Annotated in this window: 18 protein-coding genes and 1 pseudogene; 13 read left to right on the forward strand and 6 right to left on the reverse strand. The window is 54.2% G+C overall.

Going from position 1 to position 20625, the window contains the following annotated elements; genetic code table 11:
- Positions 1 to 313 precede the first annotated feature (313 nt).
- The 7 genes and pseudogenes from P4S53_RS05115 (at position 314) to P4S53_RS05145 (ending at position 8474) form a co-directional block, all read left to right on the forward strand.
- On the forward strand, positions 314 to 1888 hold the full coding sequence (locus P4S53_RS05115; protein WP_337111692.1) for a methyl-accepting chemotaxis protein: 1575 nt from the start codon (positions 314 to 316) through the stop codon (positions 1886 to 1888).
- 362 nt (positions 1889 to 2250) lie between these two features.
- Positions 2251 to 3684: an ethanolamine permease gene (gene eat, locus P4S53_RS05120; protein ID WP_337111693.1), complete on the forward strand. Its 1434-nt coding sequence runs from the start codon at positions 2251 to 2253 to the stop codon at positions 3682 to 3684.
- A gap of 488 nt (positions 3685 to 4172) precedes the next feature.
- Positions 4173 to 5146 (forward strand): annotated as a pseudogene (locus P4S53_RS05125) (glutamine synthetase family protein).
- A 12-nt stretch (positions 5147 to 5158) separates the two neighbouring features.
- Positions 5159 to 6550, forward strand: coding sequence for an aldehyde dehydrogenase family protein (locus P4S53_RS05130; RefSeq protein WP_337111694.1), 1392 nt, complete (start codon positions 5159 to 5161; stop codon positions 6548 to 6550).
- Positions 6551 to 6571: 21 nt separating this feature from the next.
- Positions 6572 to 7741 (forward strand): iron-containing alcohol dehydrogenase, encoded by a 1170-nt coding sequence (locus P4S53_RS05135; protein WP_337111695.1) that lies wholly within the window; start codon positions 6572 to 6574, stop codon positions 7739 to 7741.
- Between the two features lie 14 nt (positions 7742 to 7755).
- Positions 7756 to 8064 (forward strand): hypothetical protein, encoded by a 309-nt coding sequence (locus P4S53_RS05140; RefSeq protein WP_337111696.1) that lies wholly within the window; start codon positions 7756 to 7758, stop codon positions 8062 to 8064.
- On the forward strand, positions 8004 to 8474 hold the full coding sequence (locus tag P4S53_RS05145) for a glutamine amidotransferase-related protein (RefSeq protein WP_337111697.1): 471 nt from the start codon (positions 8004 to 8006) through the stop codon (positions 8472 to 8474). The genes P4S53_RS05140 and P4S53_RS05145 overlap by 61 nt, the downstream gene beginning before the upstream one ends.
- A gap of 61 nt (positions 8475 to 8535) precedes the next feature.
- On the opposite strand, the gene P4S53_RS05150 is transcribed toward P4S53_RS05145, so the two are convergent.
- The 4 genes from P4S53_RS05150 to P4S53_RS05165 all read right to left on the reverse strand — a co-directional run bounded on the left by P4S53_RS05150 (position 8536) and on the right by P4S53_RS05165 (position 12318).
- The gene (locus tag P4S53_RS05150; RefSeq protein ID WP_337111698.1) at positions 8536 to 9771 is read right to left on the reverse strand and encodes a multidrug effflux MFS transporter; all 1236 of its coding nucleotides are present in this window, start codon (positions 9769 to 9771) and stop codon (positions 8536 to 8538) included.
- Positions 9764 to 10582, reverse strand: coding sequence for a siderophore-interacting protein (locus P4S53_RS05155; RefSeq protein ID WP_337111699.1), 819 nt, complete (start codon positions 10580 to 10582; stop codon positions 9764 to 9766). The genes P4S53_RS05150 and P4S53_RS05155 overlap by 8 nt, the downstream gene beginning before the upstream one ends.
- A gap of 27 nt (positions 10583 to 10609) precedes the next feature.
- Positions 10610 to 11212, reverse strand: coding sequence for a recombinase family protein (locus tag P4S53_RS05160; protein ID WP_337111700.1), 603 nt, complete (start codon positions 11210 to 11212; stop codon positions 10610 to 10612).
- Positions 11213 to 11397: 185 nt separating this feature from the next.
- Positions 11398 to 12318 carry a LysR substrate-binding domain-containing protein gene (locus tag P4S53_RS05165; RefSeq protein ID WP_337111701.1) on the reverse strand — a complete coding sequence of 307 codons (921 nt, stop codon included), beginning with the start codon at positions 12316 to 12318 and terminating at the stop codon, positions 11398 to 11400.
- A 96-nt stretch (positions 12319 to 12414) separates the two neighbouring features.
- Between P4S53_RS05165 and P4S53_RS05170 the strand changes: the two genes are divergently transcribed.
- Together P4S53_RS05170 and P4S53_RS05175 are read left to right on the forward strand one after the other, a co-directional pair.
- On the forward strand, positions 12415 to 12600 hold the full coding sequence (locus tag P4S53_RS05170) for a hypothetical protein (protein ID WP_337111702.1): 186 nt from the start codon (positions 12415 to 12417) through the stop codon (positions 12598 to 12600).
- A gap of 24 nt (positions 12601 to 12624) precedes the next feature.
- A complete protein-coding gene (locus P4S53_RS05175; protein WP_337111703.1) occupies positions 12625 to 12783 on the forward strand; it encodes a hypothetical protein in 159 nt (52 codons plus the stop codon).
- Between the two features lie 734 nt (positions 12784 to 13517).
- On the opposite strand, the gene P4S53_RS05180 is transcribed toward P4S53_RS05175, so the two are convergent.
- Entirely contained in the window at positions 13518 to 14957 is a 1440-nt protein-coding gene (locus tag P4S53_RS05180; protein WP_337111705.1) for a sucrose-specific PTS transporter subunit IIBC, read from the reverse strand.
- 244 nt (positions 14958 to 15201) lie between these two features.
- Here P4S53_RS05180 and P4S53_RS05185 point away from each other — a divergent pair, with 244 nt between their 5' ends.
- Together P4S53_RS05185 and P4S53_RS05190 are read left to right on the forward strand one after the other, a co-directional pair.
- A complete protein-coding gene (locus P4S53_RS05185) occupies positions 15202 to 16191 on the forward strand; it encodes a LacI family DNA-binding transcriptional regulator (protein WP_337111706.1) in 990 nt (329 codons plus the stop codon).
- 143 nt (positions 16192 to 16334) lie between these two features.
- Positions 16335 to 17963 carry a glycoside hydrolase family 32 protein gene (locus P4S53_RS05190; RefSeq protein ID WP_337111707.1) on the forward strand — a complete coding sequence of 543 codons (1629 nt, stop codon included), beginning with the start codon at positions 16335 to 16337 and terminating at the stop codon, positions 17961 to 17963.
- Positions 17964 to 18040: 77 nt separating this feature from the next.
- On the opposite strand, the gene P4S53_RS05195 is transcribed toward P4S53_RS05190, so the two are convergent.
- Entirely contained in the window at positions 18041 to 18961 is a 921-nt protein-coding gene (locus P4S53_RS05195; protein WP_337111708.1) for an aminoimidazole riboside kinase, read from the reverse strand.
- Between the two features lie 232 nt (positions 18962 to 19193).
- Between P4S53_RS05195 and P4S53_RS05200 the strand changes: the two genes are divergently transcribed.
- On the forward strand, positions 19194 to 19664 hold the full coding sequence (locus P4S53_RS05200; RefSeq protein ID WP_337111709.1) for a GNAT family N-acetyltransferase: 471 nt from the start codon (positions 19194 to 19196) through the stop codon (positions 19662 to 19664).
- On the forward strand, positions 19661 to 20110 hold the full coding sequence (locus tag P4S53_RS05205; protein WP_337111710.1) for a GNAT family N-acetyltransferase: 450 nt from the start codon (positions 19661 to 19663) through the stop codon (positions 20108 to 20110). The genes P4S53_RS05200 and P4S53_RS05205 overlap by 4 nt, the downstream gene beginning before the upstream one ends.
- Positions 20111 to 20625: the final 515 nt, after the last annotated feature.

Here is a 20625-nt window from a genome sequence, read left to right on the forward strand (position 1 = left end):
TTGTCTGTCCTGCGAAGTGGTTAACGGCAACTTAGGATGTATGTTCATGGCTGCCTGATACCAATGAATGTCTTACAGGCATACTGTGATGTCAAAATGTGCATTCACCTCAAAACAGGCAGATAAAGCGTTAAAAAAATAGATTTACACCGCTCATCTTTGGTGAAATCAGGTGCGCATTATGCCTGCTCATTTCTGTTGTCTATTGTTTGTTCGATGTTGGATTGTTCAGCACAACAAAAATAAGTTCGTGTCTCTATTTCATTGATATTGATGTTTTTTTACAAATCCACACAGTCAGGGTTAACGTTGAATGAAAAAATTTATAGTGATGGTTGTCTGTGCAATGTTTGCCATTGCAGCGATAGCGAGTATCTGGTCTACGTCGTACATTTCTCATCAGGAAATAGACAGTATTATTTTAAAAAAATCGCAGGTACAAGCTGAGTTACTGGCAAAGAACGTTGAGTATGTGCTTGAGAACTCTCAGCAGCCGGAAAAGGATTTACAGACGCTGGTGTTGTCGCTCAAGCAGCGCAGCGATATCAGTTATGCCGTGGTGATTAATAAAAACATCACGGCCGTTGCCCACAGTGATCCGCAAAAACTGAATAAAGTCTATGACGACAGCTACACAGTAGAAGGGGCCGGACAGGGGAAACCGAAACACTCCAAGTGGTATGCGGATGTTCAGAAAGTGTGGGTATACGACATCATGATGCCTGTGTACGTGAACGGATCACTGTATGGCGCGTTTGACGTCGGTATTCCGATTACCGAAGTTGATAACGCCGCCAGTGAAATTGTGATTGCCCAGCTCACCGCCATCATCATTATTTTTATTCTCTGCGCGGCTTTTCTGATGTGGATGCTGAACCGTTTGTTCATGCCGCTGACCGGATTGCAGCAGGCGCTGGAAGATATCTCGAAAGGCGATGGTAACCTGACGGTACGTCTGCCGGTCAAAGGGGATGATGAGATCGCCCGTATTTCTGAGGCGTTTAATACCTTTGTCGGCAAGATTAACGACATTATTGTTCAGGTGGTTGATACCGGTGTCGGCTTGGGACGCTCTGCTGCGTCGCTGCGTGATCAGTCAGTACATGCCTTATCGAGAGGGCAGGATCAGAGCGAACAGACGTTGCTGGTGGTGACCTCGATGAATGAAATGATCGCGACGATTAATGAAATCTCTAATAACGCAGCCGGTGCTGCAGAATCTGCAGGTAGCGCGAACAGCGAAACTCAGGCCGGACGCAAGACGCTGCAAGCGGCAACTCATACCATCAATCATCTGGCCGGCGAAATGAATAACATGTCTGCTGTGATTGCGACGCTGGCAGATAAAACGCAGTCGATCGGCTCGATTCTCGATGTGATTCGCGGCATTTCCGAGCAAACCAACCTGCTGGCGCTGAATGCGGCGATTGAGGCAGCCCGTGCCGGTGAAGCGGGCCGTGGATTTGCGGTAGTCGCGGATGAAGTGCGCAATCTGGCCACCAAAACGGCCCAGTCGACCGATGAAATCCAGCGCATGATTGACCAGTTGCAGCATGAAGCCAAAAACGCAGTCACTGCGATGGAAAGCAGCAAGTCCCTGACAGAAGAAGGCACCAAAGCCACTGAAGATGCATTGAATGCACTGGATGAAATTTCAGGTCAGGTGATTGCAATTCTGGACATGAACACCCAGGTCGCCACGGCAACAGAACAGCAATCCAGTGTGGCTAATGAAATCAACCTCAACATGGATACGGTGAACCAGGCGGTTCAGGCCGGGTTGGATGCCAGCATGGAGCTGGAAAAAACCAGCCAGGATCTGGCGGGTCTGGCTGAAAAACTGGATCGGCTGGTCGGCGCATTCAAGCTGGTAAGACAGAGCCGATAACTGCTTTCTGTTCACCCGCGCTTTGGCAAGGGAGCCAGTTCTCCCTTGCTGAAGCACCTTGTTTGTTCCGGCCTATCTTGAAGCCTTTTTCTCTTCCCCGTCTTTCCGACCTTTCTGCCACGCCATTGCGAGTGAATGGAACTCGCTCTGGCAGCAGCCATCCGCAACATCCTTCTGTTTTCTATTTAGATTCACCACATTACATCGGGTAATCATAGATTTACCACCTACTATTAAGAAAACTTATACCTTAGTTTTAACCTGACTGATTCTTGTTGCCGCTGAGGGATACCGCCAGTAAGTTAACAAAAGATTAACAAGATGTGCGATTTAACTTCATTCACTGTAGAAAAGGAAAAGTTATGTCTGGCAGCAAGGATCAAGCCGTCGAAACCCATACGGTTTCGGACGAATACTTAAGTAAACGACAACTCAAAAAAGGCGTGGCGGGCTGGATTCTGCTGGCAAGCCTGGGGGTGTCCTATGTGATCTCCGGTGATTTCGCCGGCTGGAATTTTGGTTTAGAGCGGGCCGGGTTTGGCGGTATGTTACTGGCCACCCTGGTGATGGGGCTGATGTATTTATGCCTGGTGCTGAGTCTGGCCGAGATGTCGTCATCCATTCCCACGGCTGGCGGCGGTTACAGTTTTGCCCGCCGCGCTCTGGGTCCGTGGGGCGGTTTTCTGACGGGCACCGCTATCTTGCTGGAATATGCCATTGCCCCGGCCGCGATTGCGATTTTTATCGGTGGCTATGTCAATGAGTTAATCGGGATTGACGGGCCGATTGTCTACGCGGCGTTTTATTGTGTGTTTGTCGGCATTCATTTGTGGGGGGCCGGAGAAGCCCTGCGCATTATGATGGGGATCACCCTGCTGGCAGTGATCGCAATTATTGTGTTTGCGCTGGGGATGCTGCCGCATTTTGACATCAACAACCTTTTTGATATTGCCGTGAATACTGATGTCGCCGGCGCCAGTGCCTTTCTGCCGGAAGGTTACATGGGGATCTGGGCGGCTTTGCCCTTTGCCATGTGGCTGTTCCTGGCGGTCGAAGGGGTGCCGCTGGCGGCGGAAGAAGCCACCAATCCGGCCAAAGATATGCCGCGCGGTATTATCGCTTCTATGCTGGTCCTGATCGTGTTTGCTGCTTTGGTGCTGATCCTGGTGCCGGGCGGTGCCGGGGCTGAAGCCATGAAATCGCACAGTGCGCCTTTGGTCGGAGCGCTGCAGTCGGTCTACGGCACAGAATCGCTGGCGGCCAAATTCGTCAACCTTGTCGGCCTGTTTGGCTTAATTGCCAGTTTCTTCTCGATTATTTACGCCTATTCCCGTCAGGTGTTTGCGCTGTCCCGCGCTGGCTATCTGCCCCGTTTTCTGTCGCTGTCCGGCGAGCGTAAAGTGCCTGTCTGGGCGCTCATCGTGCCCGGTATTATCGGCTTTTTGCTGTCGCTGTCCGGTGAAGGGGATCTGATGATCACTATGGCGGTGTTTGGGGCCACGGTCTCTTATGCCCTGATGAGCCTGTCTCATATAATTTTGCGCCGCAAAGAGCCTGAACTGGAGCGCCCCTACAAGACGCCGGGTGGCACCCTGACCTCGGGCATTGCGCTGGGACTGTCGCTGGTGGCACTGGCATCCACTTTCGTGGTGAGCCTGCAAGCCGCGCTGTGGTCTGCCTTGTTCTATGCCGTCATGCTGACCTACTTCGCGCTGTACAGTCGTCATCGCATTGTGGCCAACGCGCCGGAAGAAGAGTTTGAGCTGATTTCCGGTGCAGAGTCTGAACTCAGTTAATGTCACTTGAGGACGCGCTGGCAGAAGCAGCGCGTCCGGAATCACCCTATATCCAAACAGGCTCAGGAACGAGTCATCTTGAAAAAGAGGTACACATGGAAGCCAGAGAAGTGAAGACGATTGCCGATGCCATGGCCATTGTAGAAGAGCGCGCACTGACCCACGTGAAAGTCGGCTTGTTTGATAACGACGGCATCATGCGCGGTAAATACATGTCGAAATCCAAGTTCTTTTCATCGCTTGAAAAGGGATTTGCGTTTTGTGATGTGGTGCTGGGCTGGGATTCCAAAGATCAGCTCTACGACAATACCCGCTATACCGGCTGGCATACTGGCTATCCGGATGCCCCGGTGCGTATTCTGCCGCATACCTGCCGGGAGGTTTACGGGGAAGAAGGCATGCTGCTGTTTATTGCCGAATTCACCGATGAAGCCGAGAAAGTCTGCCCGCGCGGCACCTTGCGCAAGGTGCTGAAAAAAGCCAATGACATGGGTTTTGACGTGTTTGCCGCCCTTGAATATGAGTTCTTCGTGTTCAATGAAACGCCGCATTCGGCCAGAGAAAAAGGCTTTCGCAATCTGGAAACCATTACGCCGGACTGGTTTGGCTATTCGATGATCCGCAACTCGGTCCATTCCGGCTTGTATGAAGCCATTCTGGGCATGAGTGAGCAGATGGATTTTCCGATTGAGGGCATTCACTCAGAAACCGGCCCCGGTGTACTGGAAGCCGCCATCGCGGTGGATGGCGCAGAGGCGGCCGCCGACAAAGCGGCACTGTTCAAAACCTTCATGAAAGTGCTGGCCCAGAAAAGGGATCTGCTGGCGACTTTCATGGCGAAATGGTCGGGGGACTATCCGGGTCAGAGCGGCCATATTCATGTGTCGCTGAAAAACAAAGACGGCTCATCGGCGTTTTTCGATCCAACACAAACCCACAATATGAGCAAACTGCAGCGCCATTTTCTGGCTGGCCAGCAGCGGCTGATGCCTGAGTTTCTGTGTTTGATTGCGCCGACCATCAACAGTTATACCCGGATGATCCCCGGCTTCTGGGCGCCGACGGATGCCACCTGGGGGTAGAAAACCGCACCACAGCCTTGCGGGTGATCCCCGGCAGCGAGCAGTCCCAGCGGATTGAGCACCGTCTGGGCGCGGCCGATGCCAATCCGTATCTGGCGCTGGCGGCGGCTGTGGCTTCCGGTCTGTACGGCATCATGCAGGAATGGGAACCGTTCGATCAGGTCAAAGGTAACGCTTACGACCAGCAGCACGCCCCAGAACTACAATTACCTCGTACCCTCTGGGATGCCGCGCAGCGGTTTAAGCAGTCAGATGCGGCCCGGACCATGTTCGGTGATGACTTCGTTGAGCATTTTGCGGCCAGCCGTGAGTGGGAAGAGCGGGAATTCAGAAAGCACGTGACTGACTGGGAAATGGATCGGTATTTCGAAATTATTTAAGGAAGATGCGTCATGACTCGAATGCAACAAACGATATCGCCGGTTGACGGCAGTGTGTATGTCACGCGTCCGCTTGCTTCTGGCGATGAGATTCAGCAAGCGCTGACGCTGGCGAAAAGTGCTCAGAAAAACTGGGCGAGTGTCGCACTGGCTGAGCGTCAGGCAATCTGCAGCAAAGCCGTTGACTGGTTTGAAGCCAATAAAGCCGAGATCGGTCAGGAAATCTGCTGGCAGATGGGCCGGCCAATCCGCTATGCGCAGGGCGAAATCGCCGGTCTGGCGGAACGCGCCCGCCATATGATCGCAGAAAGCGAAGCCGCGCTGGCGCCAATCACGCTGCCCGATAAGCCGGGCTTCAGCCGTTATATCACCCGCGAACCTGTCGGGGTGGTGGCGGTGATCGCGCCCTGGAATTATCCGTACCTGACCGCCATCAACAGCATTGTGCCGGCCTTGCTGGCGGGCAACAGTGTCATTCTCAAGCATTCTGCGCAAACGCCTTTGTGTGCCGAGCGGCTGAAAGCGGCGTTTGATGCCGCAGGCCTGCCGGAAGGGGTGTTTCAGTTTCTGCATCTGAGTCATGAGGACACCACCCAACTGATTCAGTCGGATGCAGTCAATCATGTCGCTTTTACCGGTTCGGTGCCGGCCGGTGCACAGGTCGAGCAAGCGGCCGCAGGGCGTTTTATCGGGGTTGGACTGGAGCTGGGGGGTAAAGATCCGGCTTATGTGCGCGAGGATGCTGATCTGGATGATGCGGCTGATACCGTGATTGACGGGGCGTTTTTTAACAGCGGTCAGTCCTGCTGCGGTATTGAGCGCATTTATGTGCACGCCTCAGTGTATGACGCCTTTGTCGCAAAAGCGGTCGCGATCGTCCGCCAATATCAGCTGGGTCGCCCGGATGAGCCGGACACCACGCTGGGGCCGCTGGTCCGCACCCGTGCTGCGGATTTTGTCCGCGGCCAGATTGAGGAGGCAATCGCGCAGGGGGCGGTGGCCCATATTGATGAACAGGCTTTTCCGCTCAGTCAGGCCGGAACGCCTTATCTGGCGCCGCAAATCCTGACTAAGGTGGATCATTCAATGCGGGTGATGCATGAAGAATCGTTCGGACCGGTTGTCGGCATCATGAAAGTCAGCAGTGATGAAGAAGCCATTGCCCTGATGAATGACAGCGATTTCGGCCTGACCGCCAGTATTTTTACCCGTGATATTGAGCGGGGCATTGCCTTAGGTCAGCAGGTGGAAACTGGCACTTTCTTTATTAACCGTTGTGATTATCTCGATCCGGCGCTGGCCTGGACCGGGGTCAAGCAGTCGGGACGCGGCTGTACCTTGTCGGCCCTGGGCTTTGCGGCGCTGACACGTCCGAAATCATTTCATATTAAAACACTGGCCTGAACCGGCATGAAGGAGCGCAAGATGTCGCTGAAAGGAAACTGGAATTACCCCACACCGATCACAGTCGGTGAAGGCTGTTTACAGCAGATCGCACAGGCATGTCAGAGCGCCGGGATCAGCAACGCCTTACTGGTCACCGATCCCGGGCTGGCAGCCCTGCCCATGGTGACAGACACAGTCGCCTTGTGCCGCGAAGCCGGCATAGGCTGCGAGGTGTTCAGCCGGATTCAGGGCAATCCGACCGGCGAGAATGTCGACGACGGCCTGGCTGTGTATCGTCAGGGCGGGTTTGACGGTGTGATTGCTCTGGGGGGCGGCTCCAGTCTGGACGCTGCCAAAGCCATTGCTTTGATGGCGGGACAGTCATTACCGCTGTGGGCATTCGAGGATGTGGGGGATAACTGGCTGCAGGCCGATGCGGAGGCGATTGCCCCGGTGATTGCGATCCCGACTACCGCCGGGACCGGCTCTGAGGTCGGGCGTGCTTCGGTGATCACGGATACCGCCAATCACGTCAAAAAGATCATTTTCCATCCTAAGATGCTGCCGGTACGTGTGCTGCTCGACCCTGTGGTGACTGCCGGACTGCCGCCGCATATCACAGCGGCAACCGGTATGGATGCGCTGTCGCATAACCTGGAAGCCTATTGCGCCAATGGCTATCACCCGATGGCTGAGGGTATCGCACTTGAAGGCATCCGGCTGATTAAAGCCTATCTGCCGCAGGCGGTTGCCGACGGCACTGATCTTGAGGCCCGCACTCAAATGCTGGTGGCCTCCAGTATGGGCGCGACCGCCTTTCAGCGGGGGTTGGGCGGCATGCATGCCATCGCCCATACGCTGGGGGCCTTGTACGACAAGCATCACGGCTTACTGAATGCGATCCTGATGCCTTATGTGCTGGTGGCAAACCGCAGTGCGATTGAAGATAAGCTGACCCATCTGGCTCGTTATCTGGATTTACCCGAGCCCGGTTTCGATGCCTTTCTGACCTGGGTACTGGATTTCCGTGCCGCGCTGCAGATCCCCCATACGCTGGCGGATATCGACATCACGGTGGAAGAGGCACAGCGCGTGGGCAGCATGGCGGTGCAGGACCCCTCGGCAGGCGGAAATCCTGTCGCGCTGAGCGCCGAGCAATACAGCCGGATTTTTGTGGATGCTGTGACGGGCCGCTTGCCGCAGCACTGACATCGGGAGGCTCCATGACGATAAAAATGGGTATTCTGCAGTGCGATGATGTCAGGCTGGATTTGCAGGCCGACCACGGTAATTATCCGGCGATGTTCACTCAGCTGCTGCGCGATGCCGGTGACGCCGTGGACCTGGTGTTTTACCGGGCGCTGGACGGCGAGTTGCCACAACATGCCGATGAATGCGATGTGTATATGACCACGGGCAGTCGTCACAGTGTCAACGATGATCTGCCCTGGATCCCCCGCTGCTGGCGTTTGTGCGCGAGCTGCATGCCCGCAAAAAGAAGCTGGTGGGGATCTGCTTTGGTCATCAGCTGATCGCAAAAGCGCTGGGCGGTGAAGTGATTCAGGCGCCGCAAGGCTGGGGCGTTGGTGTGGCGACACATGCGCTGCATGCATTGCCGGCGGGAGTAACGGAAAATGCCGCGTCCCCGCCCGATCTGTCTTTGCTGGTGAGTCATCAGGATCAGGTGGTCAGGTTACCGGAGGATACGGCTGTGCTGGCCGGGAGTGATTTCTGTCCGTATTCCATGCTGCAGGTGGGGGAGCATTTCCTCGGTATTCAGGGTCACCCTGAATTCAGCAAAGCCTATTCGCGGGATCTGATGCTGGCAAGAAAAGCGATGCTCCCCGCCCATGTGCTCGATACCGGACTGACCTCACTGGCGTTGCCGGTCGACAGTGAACGAGTCACCCGCTGGATGCTGGATTTCCTGCGCGCATCCTGACCTTTTTGCTTTACTGTGACGGAACACCTGCCCTGTGCATGAAAGCATGGGGCAGGTTTTTTTACTGGCTGTCAGGGAGCGGGGTGCGAAATCCGCTGCGGATATTCAGGGTGACAATCAGCGCAAATACGCCGATCACACAGCCAAGCTGCCAGGCCTGATGAATGCCCAGCTTGATCAGCGCCATGCTGATCAGAGCAGACAGCAGCATCTGCCCGCCACCGGATAACGCCGCCACAGTGCCAGCCTGTTTGCGGTACGGCTGCATCACCTGCGACTGTGCGCAAGGCATGGCGATCCCATTACCAAAGACCATCAGGAACTGGCCCAGCATTATCATCAGTGGCGTCAGCGGCGCCAGGATGAGCCAGACGGCAGCGATGAGATGGACGGCTGGCGCAAGGTACAACATGCGTTGAGTCCCGATTCCGGGCCGCATCCAGCTAACCAGAAAACCGCCGCAAAACAAGCCCGCAGTCGGCAGGAGCGCCCAGAGGGCATATTCGTCTGAGGTCATGCCGATTTGCACCTGCATGATAAACGGCATCAGCGAGATGGTGGTCACGACCAGACTGAAGTTCAGCCAACCGATACTGGCAAAGCTCAGAAAATAGCGCGACGACAACAGGGCACGGTAATCCGCGGCGATTTTCTTCACCGAAGGGATCGCTTGTTTGTCGTGCATGGTCTCTTTGAACATCAGATATAGCGCAAACCACACCAGGGTGATATAGCTCGCCAGCACGATAAACACCGACAGCCAGCCAAAGTGGTGGTTAATCAAGCCACCGATGACGGGTGCAAAAATCGGCGTAAACGAGGCCACCATGGTCAGATAAGACAACGCCTGCGGCAGCTGTTCCCCTGTGTAGGAGTCCCGTGTGGAAGCGCGGGCCAGCACGGCGCAGCAACCGGCCCCCAGCCCCTGCATCAGGCGGCCGGCCACTAAGCCGTAAAAATGATCACTGGCAAGGATTATCAGAATCAGCCCGGCCACGGCAAGCAGGATTCCGGCTAACAGCACGCGGCGACGGCCTAAGGCATCCGAGATCGGCCCGTAGATGAATTGCGATGGGCCGAAACCGAGTAAATAGACTGCAATCAGCAACTGCACCTGATCGATGGATATGCCAAAGTCTTTGGCTATCCAGGGCAGGGATGGGAATACCAGTCCCATCCCAAACTGACCGATACTGATGGCCAGACACGCCAGTAAAACAGGGCGCCAGGAGAACGCGGTCGAAGCCGCGGATTGCTCTGCTGTTCCCGCCACCGTTTCAGTGTCTGGTTCAGCCATGGTAGCTGTCCTGATCATCGCGCTTGATCACTTTGTGCCCGTCCTCCGTCACCCCGTGTTTCCAGTAACTGCTGATGTAACAGGTTTTGCGATCAAACTGCTCCTGCTGGCTGATGTGCTGGCGAATGGCGCGCATATTGTTAAATTCACAGGCGCACCAGATCGCCGGTTTTCCTTCCAGCCAGCCCAGCGCCGCCACTGTCTCTGCCAGTGCCTTGCCCGAGTGCTCTCCCTCGATCACAGTGATGAGTTCAACGCCTGCCGGTAATGGCAGCGCTGGCAGATCCTGCCCGCTGCTGAGTGCCAGCACCACATAACCCCGGCTATCTGCGGCAAGGCGGGCGGTTTTGAGCTGGATGGAAGGCAGTGCTGTCATATCACCGATGATCAGCACCCAGTCCCTGTCCTCGGCCAGGCCCTGAATGGCATTCGGTCCGCCAAGAGATATCTGTTCGCCGGGCTGAACGTGCATGGCCCAGTGACACGCATAACCGCCCCGTTCTGGGTTGATCTCGTCTTTGTGCTGGCGCTCGCCCTTGTGCTGATGTTTGACAAAATCCAGTGACAAGGTGCCTTGTCCGGCATCAAATTCACTGATAGTAAAGGTGCGCAGCACAGGTTTCTGGCCCTCAGACAAAGTGCTCAGATCGGTACTGCCTGCCGGGGTGAACAGCAGTTTGACATACTGACCGGCGCTGTCGGCCGGCAGATGGTGAATATCCTCGCCCGCCAGAATCACGCGGCGCATGTTCGGGCTGATATCAAAGGCTTGCTGGACCGTGAATGTTTTGGGTTGCAGTCGTTTTTGCATGTTTTCATCTCTGTTTGAATTCGGGGGTTACAGATCGTGGCCGTGATGCTGCATTTTTGCTTTCACGCGTTTGACCGTGGAAAGACTGACACCGGTTTCGTCAGCCACGGTCTGCAGGGTTTTCCCTGCCCTGAGCAGCATAGCAATCTGGCGATGCACTTCATGATTGGCCCGGCGACCGCGAAATTTTTCTTTCCACGCGGCCTGGTCCTGACGCAGGGAATCCCGGCCTGCCTCGGCGGCCCACAGCCGGTGCTGGGTGTGGGAATTTGCATAGCCCTTGAGCATCAGTAACAGGGCATCTGTGACAGGGCAGTCCGGCTTGAAGGTCAGCGGTTGGTTCACCGTGTGCACGATCACGCCTTTGTCCAGTAATTGCTGAAGGGTCTGATGGCAGGCATCGAAATGAAAGCCAAGATCGGTTAACCAGCGGACGATCAGCTGATCGCCCGGTTTGAGTGCGTCGAATAACGCGCGGTACTGAGGGCGTTCCTCTGCCGGGACATTCCCGCGGATCCCGGTTTCCCGGAACAGACGCAGTTCGGGATCGTAACCGGTAATTTGCCGGATTAACGCCTCCGGATCGCTCATTTTCGGCGACAGACGAATATAGCCATACAGGGCAGACATAGTGACTCCTCAACAGAACCGCACCTGTTGCTGACATCAGGTGCGGTTCATTTGGTGTGGTTCATTGAATAAGTATCATAGAGGTTCAAAATGATTACCGCAACACCAAATGAGCCGTCTGGTGTTCACGGGCCAGTGGACGAGTCAAAGCGAGTGCGGTGAGCAGAAGGGGATATGCCAGGGTTTCAAGTCAGTACAGGCTGTGTCTGAGACTGGCGCACTTCCTGATATAGCCAGTCGATAAACGCCTGAGTACGGGTCATGCGCGGTGAGCTGCGGTCATAAAATAAGGTGTAGCGGAGACCCGGTACTAAACCGATATCAAAAGGCTGAACCAGCAGGCCGTTGTCAATCAAATCACCTGCCAGACTCAGTGTCCCCAGACAAGCACCGTGACCTGCCATCACGGCATTCAGGCCCATTTCAAAGGTGCTGACTTCCATCCATTGCAGGTTGCCTTCGGGGACGTCAACGCCCGCCGTGTTAAACCAGCGTTCCCAGGTTAAATTGCAGGTTTCAGCCCAGTGAATCAGCCAGCAGTTGAGCAGTTGTTCCGGATGGCGGAATGTCATCGAATTGGCCAGTTCAGGTGAACAGAGTGGATACACGGGCTCTTCATACAGGATGCAGGACTGAATGCTGTCACCAAGATGTACCTTGTGGCCCTGCCTGATGGCGAGATCAATATTGCCGTACTTCATGTCTGGTGCATCGGCGGTGGCATCGACCCGAATGGAGATATCGGGGTGAATCATGGTGAATTTCCACAAGCGGGGCATCAGCCAGCGGGAAGCAAACGATCGGGAAGTATTGACGGTCAGGATCCCTTCCAGAGGCTCGGCCTGAATGCGGTTCAGCCCGGACAGAATCTGATCGAACCCGCGGGAAACATCGGTATACAGGCTGGCGCCCTGTGTGGTCAGGATCATGTTTCGTCCCTGGCGGACAAAGAGTTTGCAGCCCAGGACGTTCTCCAGCTGACGGATTTTCTGACTGACAGCAGCCTGACTGACATACAGTTCTTCGGCAGCTTTGCTGTAGCTCTGGCGTCGGGCGGCCACTTCAAAGTAGCGTAATCCGGATAAGTGCTGTAGTCGATTGTCCATAATCTCAGCTTATAGTTGGTGTAATGAATCATCGTTCGTGACTGGCACTCATTATACGCATAATTCCTGCAGGCACAGTGACCAGAGGGGAATAACATGATCAGAGTAGCACTGCAGTGGGAAGTGGAAATTCAGCTGTTTAAGCAGAAAAAGTCCTGGTTATGGGGAAATCGGCGTAAGAAGACACAAATGCAAGCAGATTCCTTTACGCCGCACATGCAGAAAGATATCGGGCTGGAATCATTGCCTTCTCCACCGGAGGATTATCAGAAGTACTTATAGGTATGTTGGTTTGAGGTTGTGGAGATGAATATTCAACTTACTGTATTTGAGCCTGAAAGTATGTCGCGCTTGAGTTTGGTGGTTCCTTCGGCATGGTGCGATGCGCGCCAGACACTCTTTGTCGGGCCAAAGAGTGCCCAGAAAGCCCTGGTTGTTCTTTGGTGTGGTCCGGGACGGTTGTAGGTGCTCCCGGCGCCGACAACCTGAAAATTCGTCCTGAATTTTTCCCTGGGGGAGTGGGTTTCTTTTGGTTTTTCCGATGTGGTTTGGTTATGGATTCTGGTGCAGCTGAGAGATGTCGCGCTTGAGTTTGGTGATTGATTTGGCATGGTGTGATGCGCGCCAGACACTCTTTGTCGGGCCAAAGAGTGCCCAGAAAGCCCTGGTTGTTCTTTGGTGTGGTCCGGGGCGGTTGTAGGCGCTCCCGGCGCCGACAACCTGAAAATTCGTCCTGAATTTTCCCCTGGGGGAGTGGTTTTCTTTTGGTTTTTTGGGGTGTTGTGGTTGGGGGATTTTGGTACGAATGAGGTATGTCGCGCTTGAGATTGGTGGTTCTTTCGGCATGGTGCGATGCGCGCCAGACACTCTTTGTCGGGCCAAAGAGTGCCCAGAAAGCCCTGGTTGTTCTTTGGTGTGGTCCGGGGCGGTTGTTGGCGCTCCCGGCGCCGACAACCTGAAAATTCGTCCTGAATTTTCCCCTGGGGGAGTGGGTTTCTTTTGGTTTTTTGGGGTGTTGTGGTTGGGGGATTTTGGTACGAATGAGGTATGTCGCGCTTGAGTTTGGTGGTTCATTTGGCATGGTGCGATGCGCGCCAGTGACTTTTTGCTGGAAGGAAATTGAAGGGACAGACGCTTTACGATGGAAAGCGTCTGCCAGTGGCTTGGTCTGGTACTGAAAACCAGGTTTGTGCGGAAGATTAAGCCGTTGCGAGAGCGCCTGCTTTGGCTTTTTGATGAACGCCGAGCAGCAGTGTCAGCACAAAGGTGACAGCAAACGAGATCAGCATGCCAACCACAAAGTAACCAATGTAACCCGGGGTGATGGAAATGATGCCGGGTAAACCTGCCGCGCCGAGTGCCTGAGCTTTGACATTGAATAATGTAATCCAGGCGCTTGCTACGGCCGAGCCGATAATCGCGGCGATGAAGGGGTAACGCAGTTTCAGGTTCACCCCAAACATGGCCGGTTCGGTAATCCCCAGCAGTGCAGTGACACCAGACGGCAGGGCGATGCCTTTGGTTTTGGTCTCTTTGGTTGAGAAACCGACCGCCATGGCTGCCGCTCCCTGCGCTATGTTCGACATGGCCGCAATCGGGAAGATAAAGGTGCCGCCGGTGACCGCAATATCTGTCAGCAACTGCGTTTCAATGGCAATAAAGCTGTGGTGCATGCCGGTAATAACAAAAGGCGCATAAATAAAACCAAACAAAGCGCCACCTAAAAAGCCCGCGGAATCATAGAGCCAGTTCAGGCCATCGCCCAGCACAAAGCCAATATCCCGCGTCACCGGGCCAACCAGGGTAAAGGTCAGAAAACCGGTCATAAATATCGCCAGCATAGGCGTGAGCAGGTTATCCAGCACGGACGGGACAATTTTCCGTAAGCCGTTTTCAACTTTCGCCAGAATAAATGCCGAGACTAACACCGGCAGGACTGAGCCCTGATAACCCACTTTTTCTATGCTAAAGCCGAAGATATTCCAGGTTGGCACCGTACCGGAAACGCTGGCGCTGCCAAATCCCCAGCCGTTGAGCAAATCCGGATGGACCATCAGCATCCCCAGCGCAGCGCCCAGGAAAGGGTTGCCGCCAAATTTCTTACTGGCTGAGAATGCAAGTAAAACAGGCAGATACACAAAAGGAGCATTCGCAAAGGTGTTGAGCATATTGGCCAGATCAGCCAGGCCCGGATACGCATCAATCAATGATATCTGATCCAGAAACAGGCCTTTTGCGGTCAGGAGGTTAAATACCCCCATCAATAAACCACCGGCCACGATTGCCGGGATGATCGGAACAAAAATGTCAGACAGACCTTTCACGGCCCGTTGCACGATATTCTGTTTCTGCGCGCCTGTATGGGCAACATCCGCTGTCGTCATGTCGGCCATGCCGGTGAGTTTGGCCAGCTCTGCATAGACCTGATTGACAATCCCTGAACCAAAAATGATCTGGTACTGACCGGCCACTTGAAACTGACCTTTGACGCCATCCAGCGACTCAATGGCTTTTTCATCGACCAAGGCATCATCTTTCAGTGCCAGACGAAGACGCGTTGCACAATGCGCCAGCGCTTGCAGGTTTTCTTTACCGCCAAGCTGCTTGAGAAGCGCTTTGGCAATGGTTGGGTAATCCATTTCATCCCCCGGTAGGTATTTGGCTGTAATCGTGATGTACTATCTATGGTTTTTTATAATTTCGGGAACGTTTGCAATAATCATTTTTCTTGAAGAATCCCATGTCGTCAAAGCACATTCCGTCTTTATGTGAGGTTGATCTGCTAATTGCGCAGCAGAAAGGACCCTGTCTCTCTGGCAATCCGATGAGATTCTGGTAATTTTGCAAACAATCCCAATCAGTTAGAAGACAAGGCGAAGGCCAATGGCAAGTTTGCATGACGTGGCGCAGCTGGCTGGCGTTTCAAAATCGACCGTCTCACGCGTGATCAATGATGAATATGGCGTTAAAAAAGCGACCAGAATCAAGGTCATGAAAGCCGTAGAAGAAGTGGGTTATGTGGTCAATCAGGTCGCAAAAGATCTCAAGTCACAGAAGACCAATTTAGTCGGGGTGATTGTTCCGCGAGTCTCCTCACATGCCACAGCGCAAGGGGTAGACGGACTGAGCCAGGTGTTTGACGAGGCACAAAAGCACGTCCTTTTAGCCAGTTGCCAGCAAAACGCTGAAAAAGAAATTGAATATATTCAGTTGTTTAACAAGAAAAGAGTGGAGGGGATTGTCCTCTACGCGACCCATATTGATCAGCAGCTGGTGCACGCGATTCAACAGTCCTATGCCCCGGTGATTCTGGTGGGGCAGGATGGCTCCTTGTTTAATATTCCCAGCATCATCCATGATGACCTCCGCGTCGGGTTTGAAGCCGGCAACCGGTTATTGAATGCCGGCTGCCGGCAGATTGGTTTTATTGGCGTCGCTGATTCAGATGTGGCCGTCGACAAACTGCGCTCAGAAGGTTTGCAGCAGGCACTGCAAATGCGTCAGGCCGAGCCGTTGCTGTTTCACAGCCATGGCGAATTCACGATTGAGTCCGGCTACAGCCAGATGAAACAGCTGCTCGAGACCTTCCCCCAAACCGACGGGGTGTTTTGCGCCACTGACCGGATTGCGATCGGTGCGATTAACGCGCTGAGGGATGCCGGGAAAACCGCAGGAAAGGAGGTCAAAATACTGGGCGTCGGGAACGACGAGCTGAGTGCTGTCTGCGCTCCGAGCCTGTCTACATTTAACTATGCTTTTGATAAAGCTGGAGAAAGTGCTGCCAGAGTTTTGCTGGAACTCATCGAAGGTAAGCCTCAGGTGATGAGCAAAGTCGTTTTAACTTTCCAGAACATCGATCGCGAAACCTGCTAACCACGTTCACCCATATCGCTCGGCAGTGTCCGGGGTTTTGTGGCGGTGATCACGGCAAACATACCGGAATCCCCGTTTTGGACTTGTCCGCCGCCATAGTTTGATGTAGTTTTTGCAAACGTTCCCAGTTTAGGTTTGCACATATGTCTCTTCAGTCTTTATCCGATCTCTGTGGCAGCATAGATAATCTCGCCCGGATACTCATCTCGGACGATACATTGATTTTTGAAGTGCTGAATGCCGATCGGGTCAAAGAATCTGGGCTGATTGAGCATCTCGGGCCGGTACAGGGCAAGCTGCAGGTCACCTTCAGGCGGCCTGAAGATGTATCGGAACAAGATTTGCTGGCGATGGGAAATCTCATTGCCGCCAGACAACAGGCACGGTCTGAGGACTTTGCCCGACATGTGCCGTGCGAATTTCGTCCTTTATGGCATATTTCTCCGCCTCAGGGGCTGCTGAATGACCCCAATGGCTTTATCTTTCATGATGGCCATTATCATTTGTTTTATCAGTGGTTTCCTTATGCCTGCACCCATAGCGATAAGTACTGGGCGCATCTGACCAGTCCGGATTTAATCAACTGGCGCTGGCAGCCCATTGCACTGACGCCCTCTCACTGGTTTGACAGCCATGGCGTCTTTTCGGGCCATGCCATCAGTCACGGCGGGGAACTTTTGCTGTTTTATACCGGCAATACCCGTATCGGAGCGCAAAGGGACAGGCAGACCACGCAGTGCCTGGCAACCTCAGCCGACGGTGTGCACTTTACCAAGCAAGGCCCGGTGATTCATGCGCTGCCGCCCGGCGTGACCCCTCATATCCGCGATCCCAAAGTGATCCGCCATCAGGATCACTGGCTCATGCTGCTGGGCGCGCAAACTGAAGATCTGAAAGGCCGGCTGGCGGTTTATCAGTCTGACGATCTCAAGCAATGGACGTTTGACCGGCTCTGTGGCGATGAACTGGGCGACTTTGGCTATATGTGGGAGTGCCCGGATTACTTTGAGCTGGGCGATCAGCACTTTGTGGTGCTGGGGCCGCAGGGGATTGCGTCATTTTCAGCGCACAATACCGTTCCCCATCACAATGGCATTGCCAAAGCCTGCTGGGACGGGCAAGGCCAGCTCAGGCTTACCGGGTTTCAGCCGCTGGATTACGGCTTTGATTTTTACGCCCCCCAGACCCTGCTGACCCCAGATGGCCGCCGGGTGATGTGCGGCTGGATGGGACTGCCCGATGAGGTGGATCAGCCAAGCGCCGATAACGGCTGGGTACACCAGTTAACCTGCATGAGAGAGCTGACAGTACGCGATGGCAAGGTATACCAGTGGCCCGTTCGGGAGCAGGAAAAACTGGTGACAGCAGAGCAGGCGATCCAACTCTCTGCAACGCCGTTGGATCTGGCAACCAAAGCGTTTGATCTGACTCTCAGCCTGCAATGGGGAGATGAATTGCGGCTGTTTCAGAATGAAACGCAACATCTTGTGATTCGGGCTGACCACCAGCGCAGAGCCTTGATCCTGGACCGCTGCCATACCCTGAACCGTGCCCAGGACACGGTTCGTGAACTGCCTCTGACATCCGATTGTGTGCAGCTGCGTATTCTGGCTGATACGTCCTCGGTCGAAATCTTTGTCAATGGCGGCGAAGCTGTGATGAGTTCCCGGGTTTTTACCGACACCAGCGCGACCTGCGTTTCACTGTCCGGCGAGGCGCGATCAGCGCTGTTGCGGACATACCGCCCGGCCAGTGCGCCCTTCCCGTCTTAGCACAAAGCAATGAGCCAAGTAAACAGAGAGCCAAGAAAACAGACTGCCCGGTTCACCCCGGCAGTCTGTTTAACTATTTATTGAATCGATGCAAGTAACGCCTGCTGGGTTGGCAAAGCGGTCATAGCGCCTTTTTGCGTGGTCGCCAGTGCCCCACAGCCGTTTGCCCACCTGACTGCGTCTCGGATGGTTTCCCTGTTTGCCCACGCCGGATATTGAGCCAGCTTTGCCAGCAGGCCACCGACAAAAGCATCCCCGGCGCCTGTCGTATCCACAGGACTGACCGCCTGACCGGTGATCAGCTCGCGGGTGCTATCAAAAATCACCAGTGCGCCTTTTGCCCCCTGAGTGATCAGCACTAAAGGGTGATGGTAAGGCTGAATGGCGGCCAGAGCCTGTTCAAGATTCTCTGTCTGTGTCAGAAACAGCAATTCGTCATCGGAAAACTTGACGACGTCGGCCAGTTCCATCGCCTGCCGGACCACGGGAATGATGGCGTCAGTATCGGACCAGACTTCCGCACGCAAATTCGGATCAAAACTGACAAATCCGCCGCTGCGTCTGATACGGCGCATGGCTTCCAGAGTGCTGCTGCGGCTGGGTTCATTGGCCAGTGCAATAGAACAGACATGAAGCCATTCACCGGCTGAGAATTCAGGAATATCGGAGAGCTGCATGAATTGATCTGCGCTTGGTTTGACCATAAAGGTAAAGCTGCGCTCGCCGCTGTCATCCAGATCGACAATCACGGTTGAGGTTCGGTGCGCCTCATCCAGGGTCATGTAGTCAGTATTGACTTGCTCACTGGACAGGGTCTGCTTCATAAAACGACCCAGCGGATCGTGTCCCACCCGGCCGAAAAATGCGGCCTGGCCGCCAAGACGGGCGATTGCCACGGCAACATTCGCCGGCGCCCCGCCCGGGCATTTCAGATAGCGGTTGTCGCCGTCTGGTATCAAGTCGACGACTGCATCGCCGGTCACCCATATTTTGCTCATTCTATCTCCCCAAAACAGAAACATTCCTTTGGCAAAGTATGATTGCTGAATCGTTTCAGTCGGTCAATGAAAACATCAGATTCAGCCCGATTACCGGAGATTCTGGCTTCCAGAAACGAAGCGGGGAAACAGGCTATACAACAGGTTGAAATTGTGATTATCTGCGGGTGAAAGGAAGCGTGAGATAGAGATGCGCAGACATGGAGAGACTAAGAAATGGAGAGACAAAGACATGGCAGTGATCATTCGAGCTTTAACCCCTGCTGATATTCCCGCATATCGCGACATTCGCCTGGAAAGCCTGCGGTTACATCCAGACTGCTTTGGTGCCAACTATGAGGAGCAGCGTCAGCAGCCAACCATGCATTTTGAGCGCAACATTGCCAACCAAAGCCCGCAACACACGATGCTGGGGGCGTTTGAGGGGGAGCAACTCGTCGGTTTGTGTGGTGTGTCTGAACGGGAAAACCGGACGGTGCTGCTGACACAGATGTACGTCAAAAGCCGGTGCCAGGGCGCTGGTGTCGGCGTGGCGCTGATCAATGCTGCCAAACACACGGCAGCCGAAAAGCATCAGGCTTGTGTACTCCAGCTGGATGTTTATCCGCATAATCTGGCGGCAAAGCGGCGTTATGAGCAAGCCGGTTTTCAAGTCACGGACCAGACCGCAGATGAGCTGATCATGACACTGAGGTTGTCATGATTGAGATTCAGCATCTGGATGCGGCACAAATACCGATGGCACTGTTGCTGGAAGCAGATCCCTCTGACGCCTGTATCCAGCGTTATCTGAACGGGGCTTATTGCCTGGCCGCTGTGGTTGATGGCGAAATCATCGGGGTCTGTGTTGCCAAGCTGATCGCAGAAAATACATACGAAGTTTTTAATCTGGCGGTCTATCCGGCGTTTCAGCAGCAGGGTATCGGTTCGCAGCTGTTATCTGCATTATTTCTCCGGTTGAAAGAGCAGGGCGTTCAGTCAGTGGTGCTGGGGACCGGCACGTTCGGCTATCAGCTGACGTTTTACCAGCGGCTGGGGTTTCGGGTCGAGTGTGTCATCAAAGATTTCTTTCTTGATCATTATGATGAGGCAATTTTTGAGCAGGGTATTCAGCATCAGGATATGCTGCGGTTGAGGTTGGCGTTATAACTGCTTGCTGTGGGTGGGGTGACGAGCTTTGATGTATGAGTCTGAAGGTATGTCGCGCTTGAGTTCGGTGGTTCACTTGGCCATGTGTGATGCGCGCCAGGTACTCTTTGTGGGTCAAAGAGTACCCAGAAACCCTTTTGTTCTCTGGTGTGGTTCGGGTCGGTTGTAGGCGCTCCTGGCGCCGACAACCTGAAAATTCGTCCTGAATTTTCCCCTGTGGGAGTGGGTTTCTTTTGGTTTTTTGGGGTGTTGTGGCTGGGGAATTTGGAGCGACCGAGGTATGTCGCGCTTGAGTTCTGTGGTTCACTTGGCCATGTGTGATGCGCGCCAGGTACTCTTTGTGGGGTCAAAGAGTACCCAGAAAGCCCTTTTTGTTCTTTGGTGTGGTCCGGGTCGGTTGTAGGCGCTCCCGGCGCCGACAACCTGAAAATTCGTCCTGAATTTTCCCCTGTGGGAGTGGGTTTCTTTTGGTTTTTTGGGGTGTTGTGGCTGGGGAATTTGGAGCGACCGAGGTA

Source organism: Photobacterium sp. Hal280 (assembly GCF_037162255.1).
In the GTDB taxonomy this organism is placed as follows: Bacteria; Pseudomonadota; Gammaproteobacteria; order Enterobacterales; family Vibrionaceae; genus Photobacterium.

What these genes read in the sequence shown, in the direction of transcription:
- P4S53_RS05115 (WP_337111692.1), top strand. Translation starts at nt 314, where the DNA reads ATGAAAAAATTTATAGTGATGGTTGTCTGTGCAATGTTTGCCATTGCA.
- P4S53_RS05175 (WP_337111703.1), top strand. Translation starts at nt 12,625, where the DNA reads ATGAATATTCAACTTACTGTATTTGAGCCTGAAAGTATGTCGCGCTTG.
- P4S53_RS05185 (WP_337111706.1), top strand. Translation starts at nt 15,202, where the DNA reads ATGGCAAGTTTGCATGACGTGGCGCAGCTGGCTGGCGTTTCAAAATCG.
- P4S53_RS05200 (WP_337111709.1), top strand. Translation starts at nt 19,194, where the DNA reads ATGGCAGTGATCATTCGAGCTTTAACCCCTGCTGATATTCCCGCATAT.
- P4S53_RS05155 (WP_337111699.1), bottom strand. Translation starts at nt 10,582, where the DNA reads ATGCAAAAACGACTGCAACCCAAAACATTCACGGTCCAGCAAGCCTTT.
- P4S53_RS05130 (WP_337111694.1), top strand. Translation starts at nt 5,159, where the DNA reads ATGACTCGAATGCAACAAACGATATCGCCGGTTGACGGCAGTGTGTAT.
- P4S53_RS05170 (WP_337111702.1), top strand. Translation starts at nt 12,415, where the DNA reads ATGATCAGAGTAGCACTGCAGTGGGAAGTGGAAATTCAGCTGTTTAAG.
- P4S53_RS05190 (WP_337111707.1), top strand. Translation starts at nt 16,335, where the DNA reads ATGTCTCTTCAGTCTTTATCCGATCTCTGTGGCAGCATAGATAATCTC.
- P4S53_RS05140 (WP_337111696.1), top strand. Translation starts at nt 7,756, where the DNA reads ATGACGATAAAAATGGGTATTCTGCAGTGCGATGATGTCAGGCTGGAT.
- eat (WP_337111693.1), top strand. Translation starts at nt 2,251, where the DNA reads ATGTCTGGCAGCAAGGATCAAGCCGTCGAAACCCATACGGTTTCGGAC.
- P4S53_RS05180 (WP_337111705.1), bottom strand. Translation starts at nt 14,957, where the DNA reads ATGGATTACCCAACCATTGCCAAAGCGCTTCTCAAGCAGCTTGGCGGT.
- P4S53_RS05165 (WP_337111701.1), bottom strand. Translation starts at nt 12,318, where the DNA reads ATGGACAATCGACTACAGCACTTATCCGGATTACGCTACTTTGAAGTG.
- P4S53_RS05205 (WP_337111710.1), top strand. Translation starts at nt 19,661, where the DNA reads ATGATTGAGATTCAGCATCTGGATGCGGCACAAATACCGATGGCACTG.
- P4S53_RS05195 (WP_337111708.1), bottom strand. Translation starts at nt 18,961, where the DNA reads ATGAGCAAAATATGGGTGACCGGCGATGCAGTCGTCGACTTGATACCA.
- P4S53_RS05160 (WP_337111700.1), bottom strand. Translation starts at nt 11,212, where the DNA reads ATGTCTGCCCTGTATGGCTATATTCGTCTGTCGCCGAAAATGAGCGAT.
- P4S53_RS05150 (WP_337111698.1), bottom strand. Translation starts at nt 9,771, where the DNA reads ATGGCTGAACCAGACACTGAAACGGTGGCGGGAACAGCAGAGCAATCC.
- P4S53_RS05135 (WP_337111695.1), top strand. Translation starts at nt 6,572, where the DNA reads ATGTCGCTGAAAGGAAACTGGAATTACCCCACACCGATCACAGTCGGT.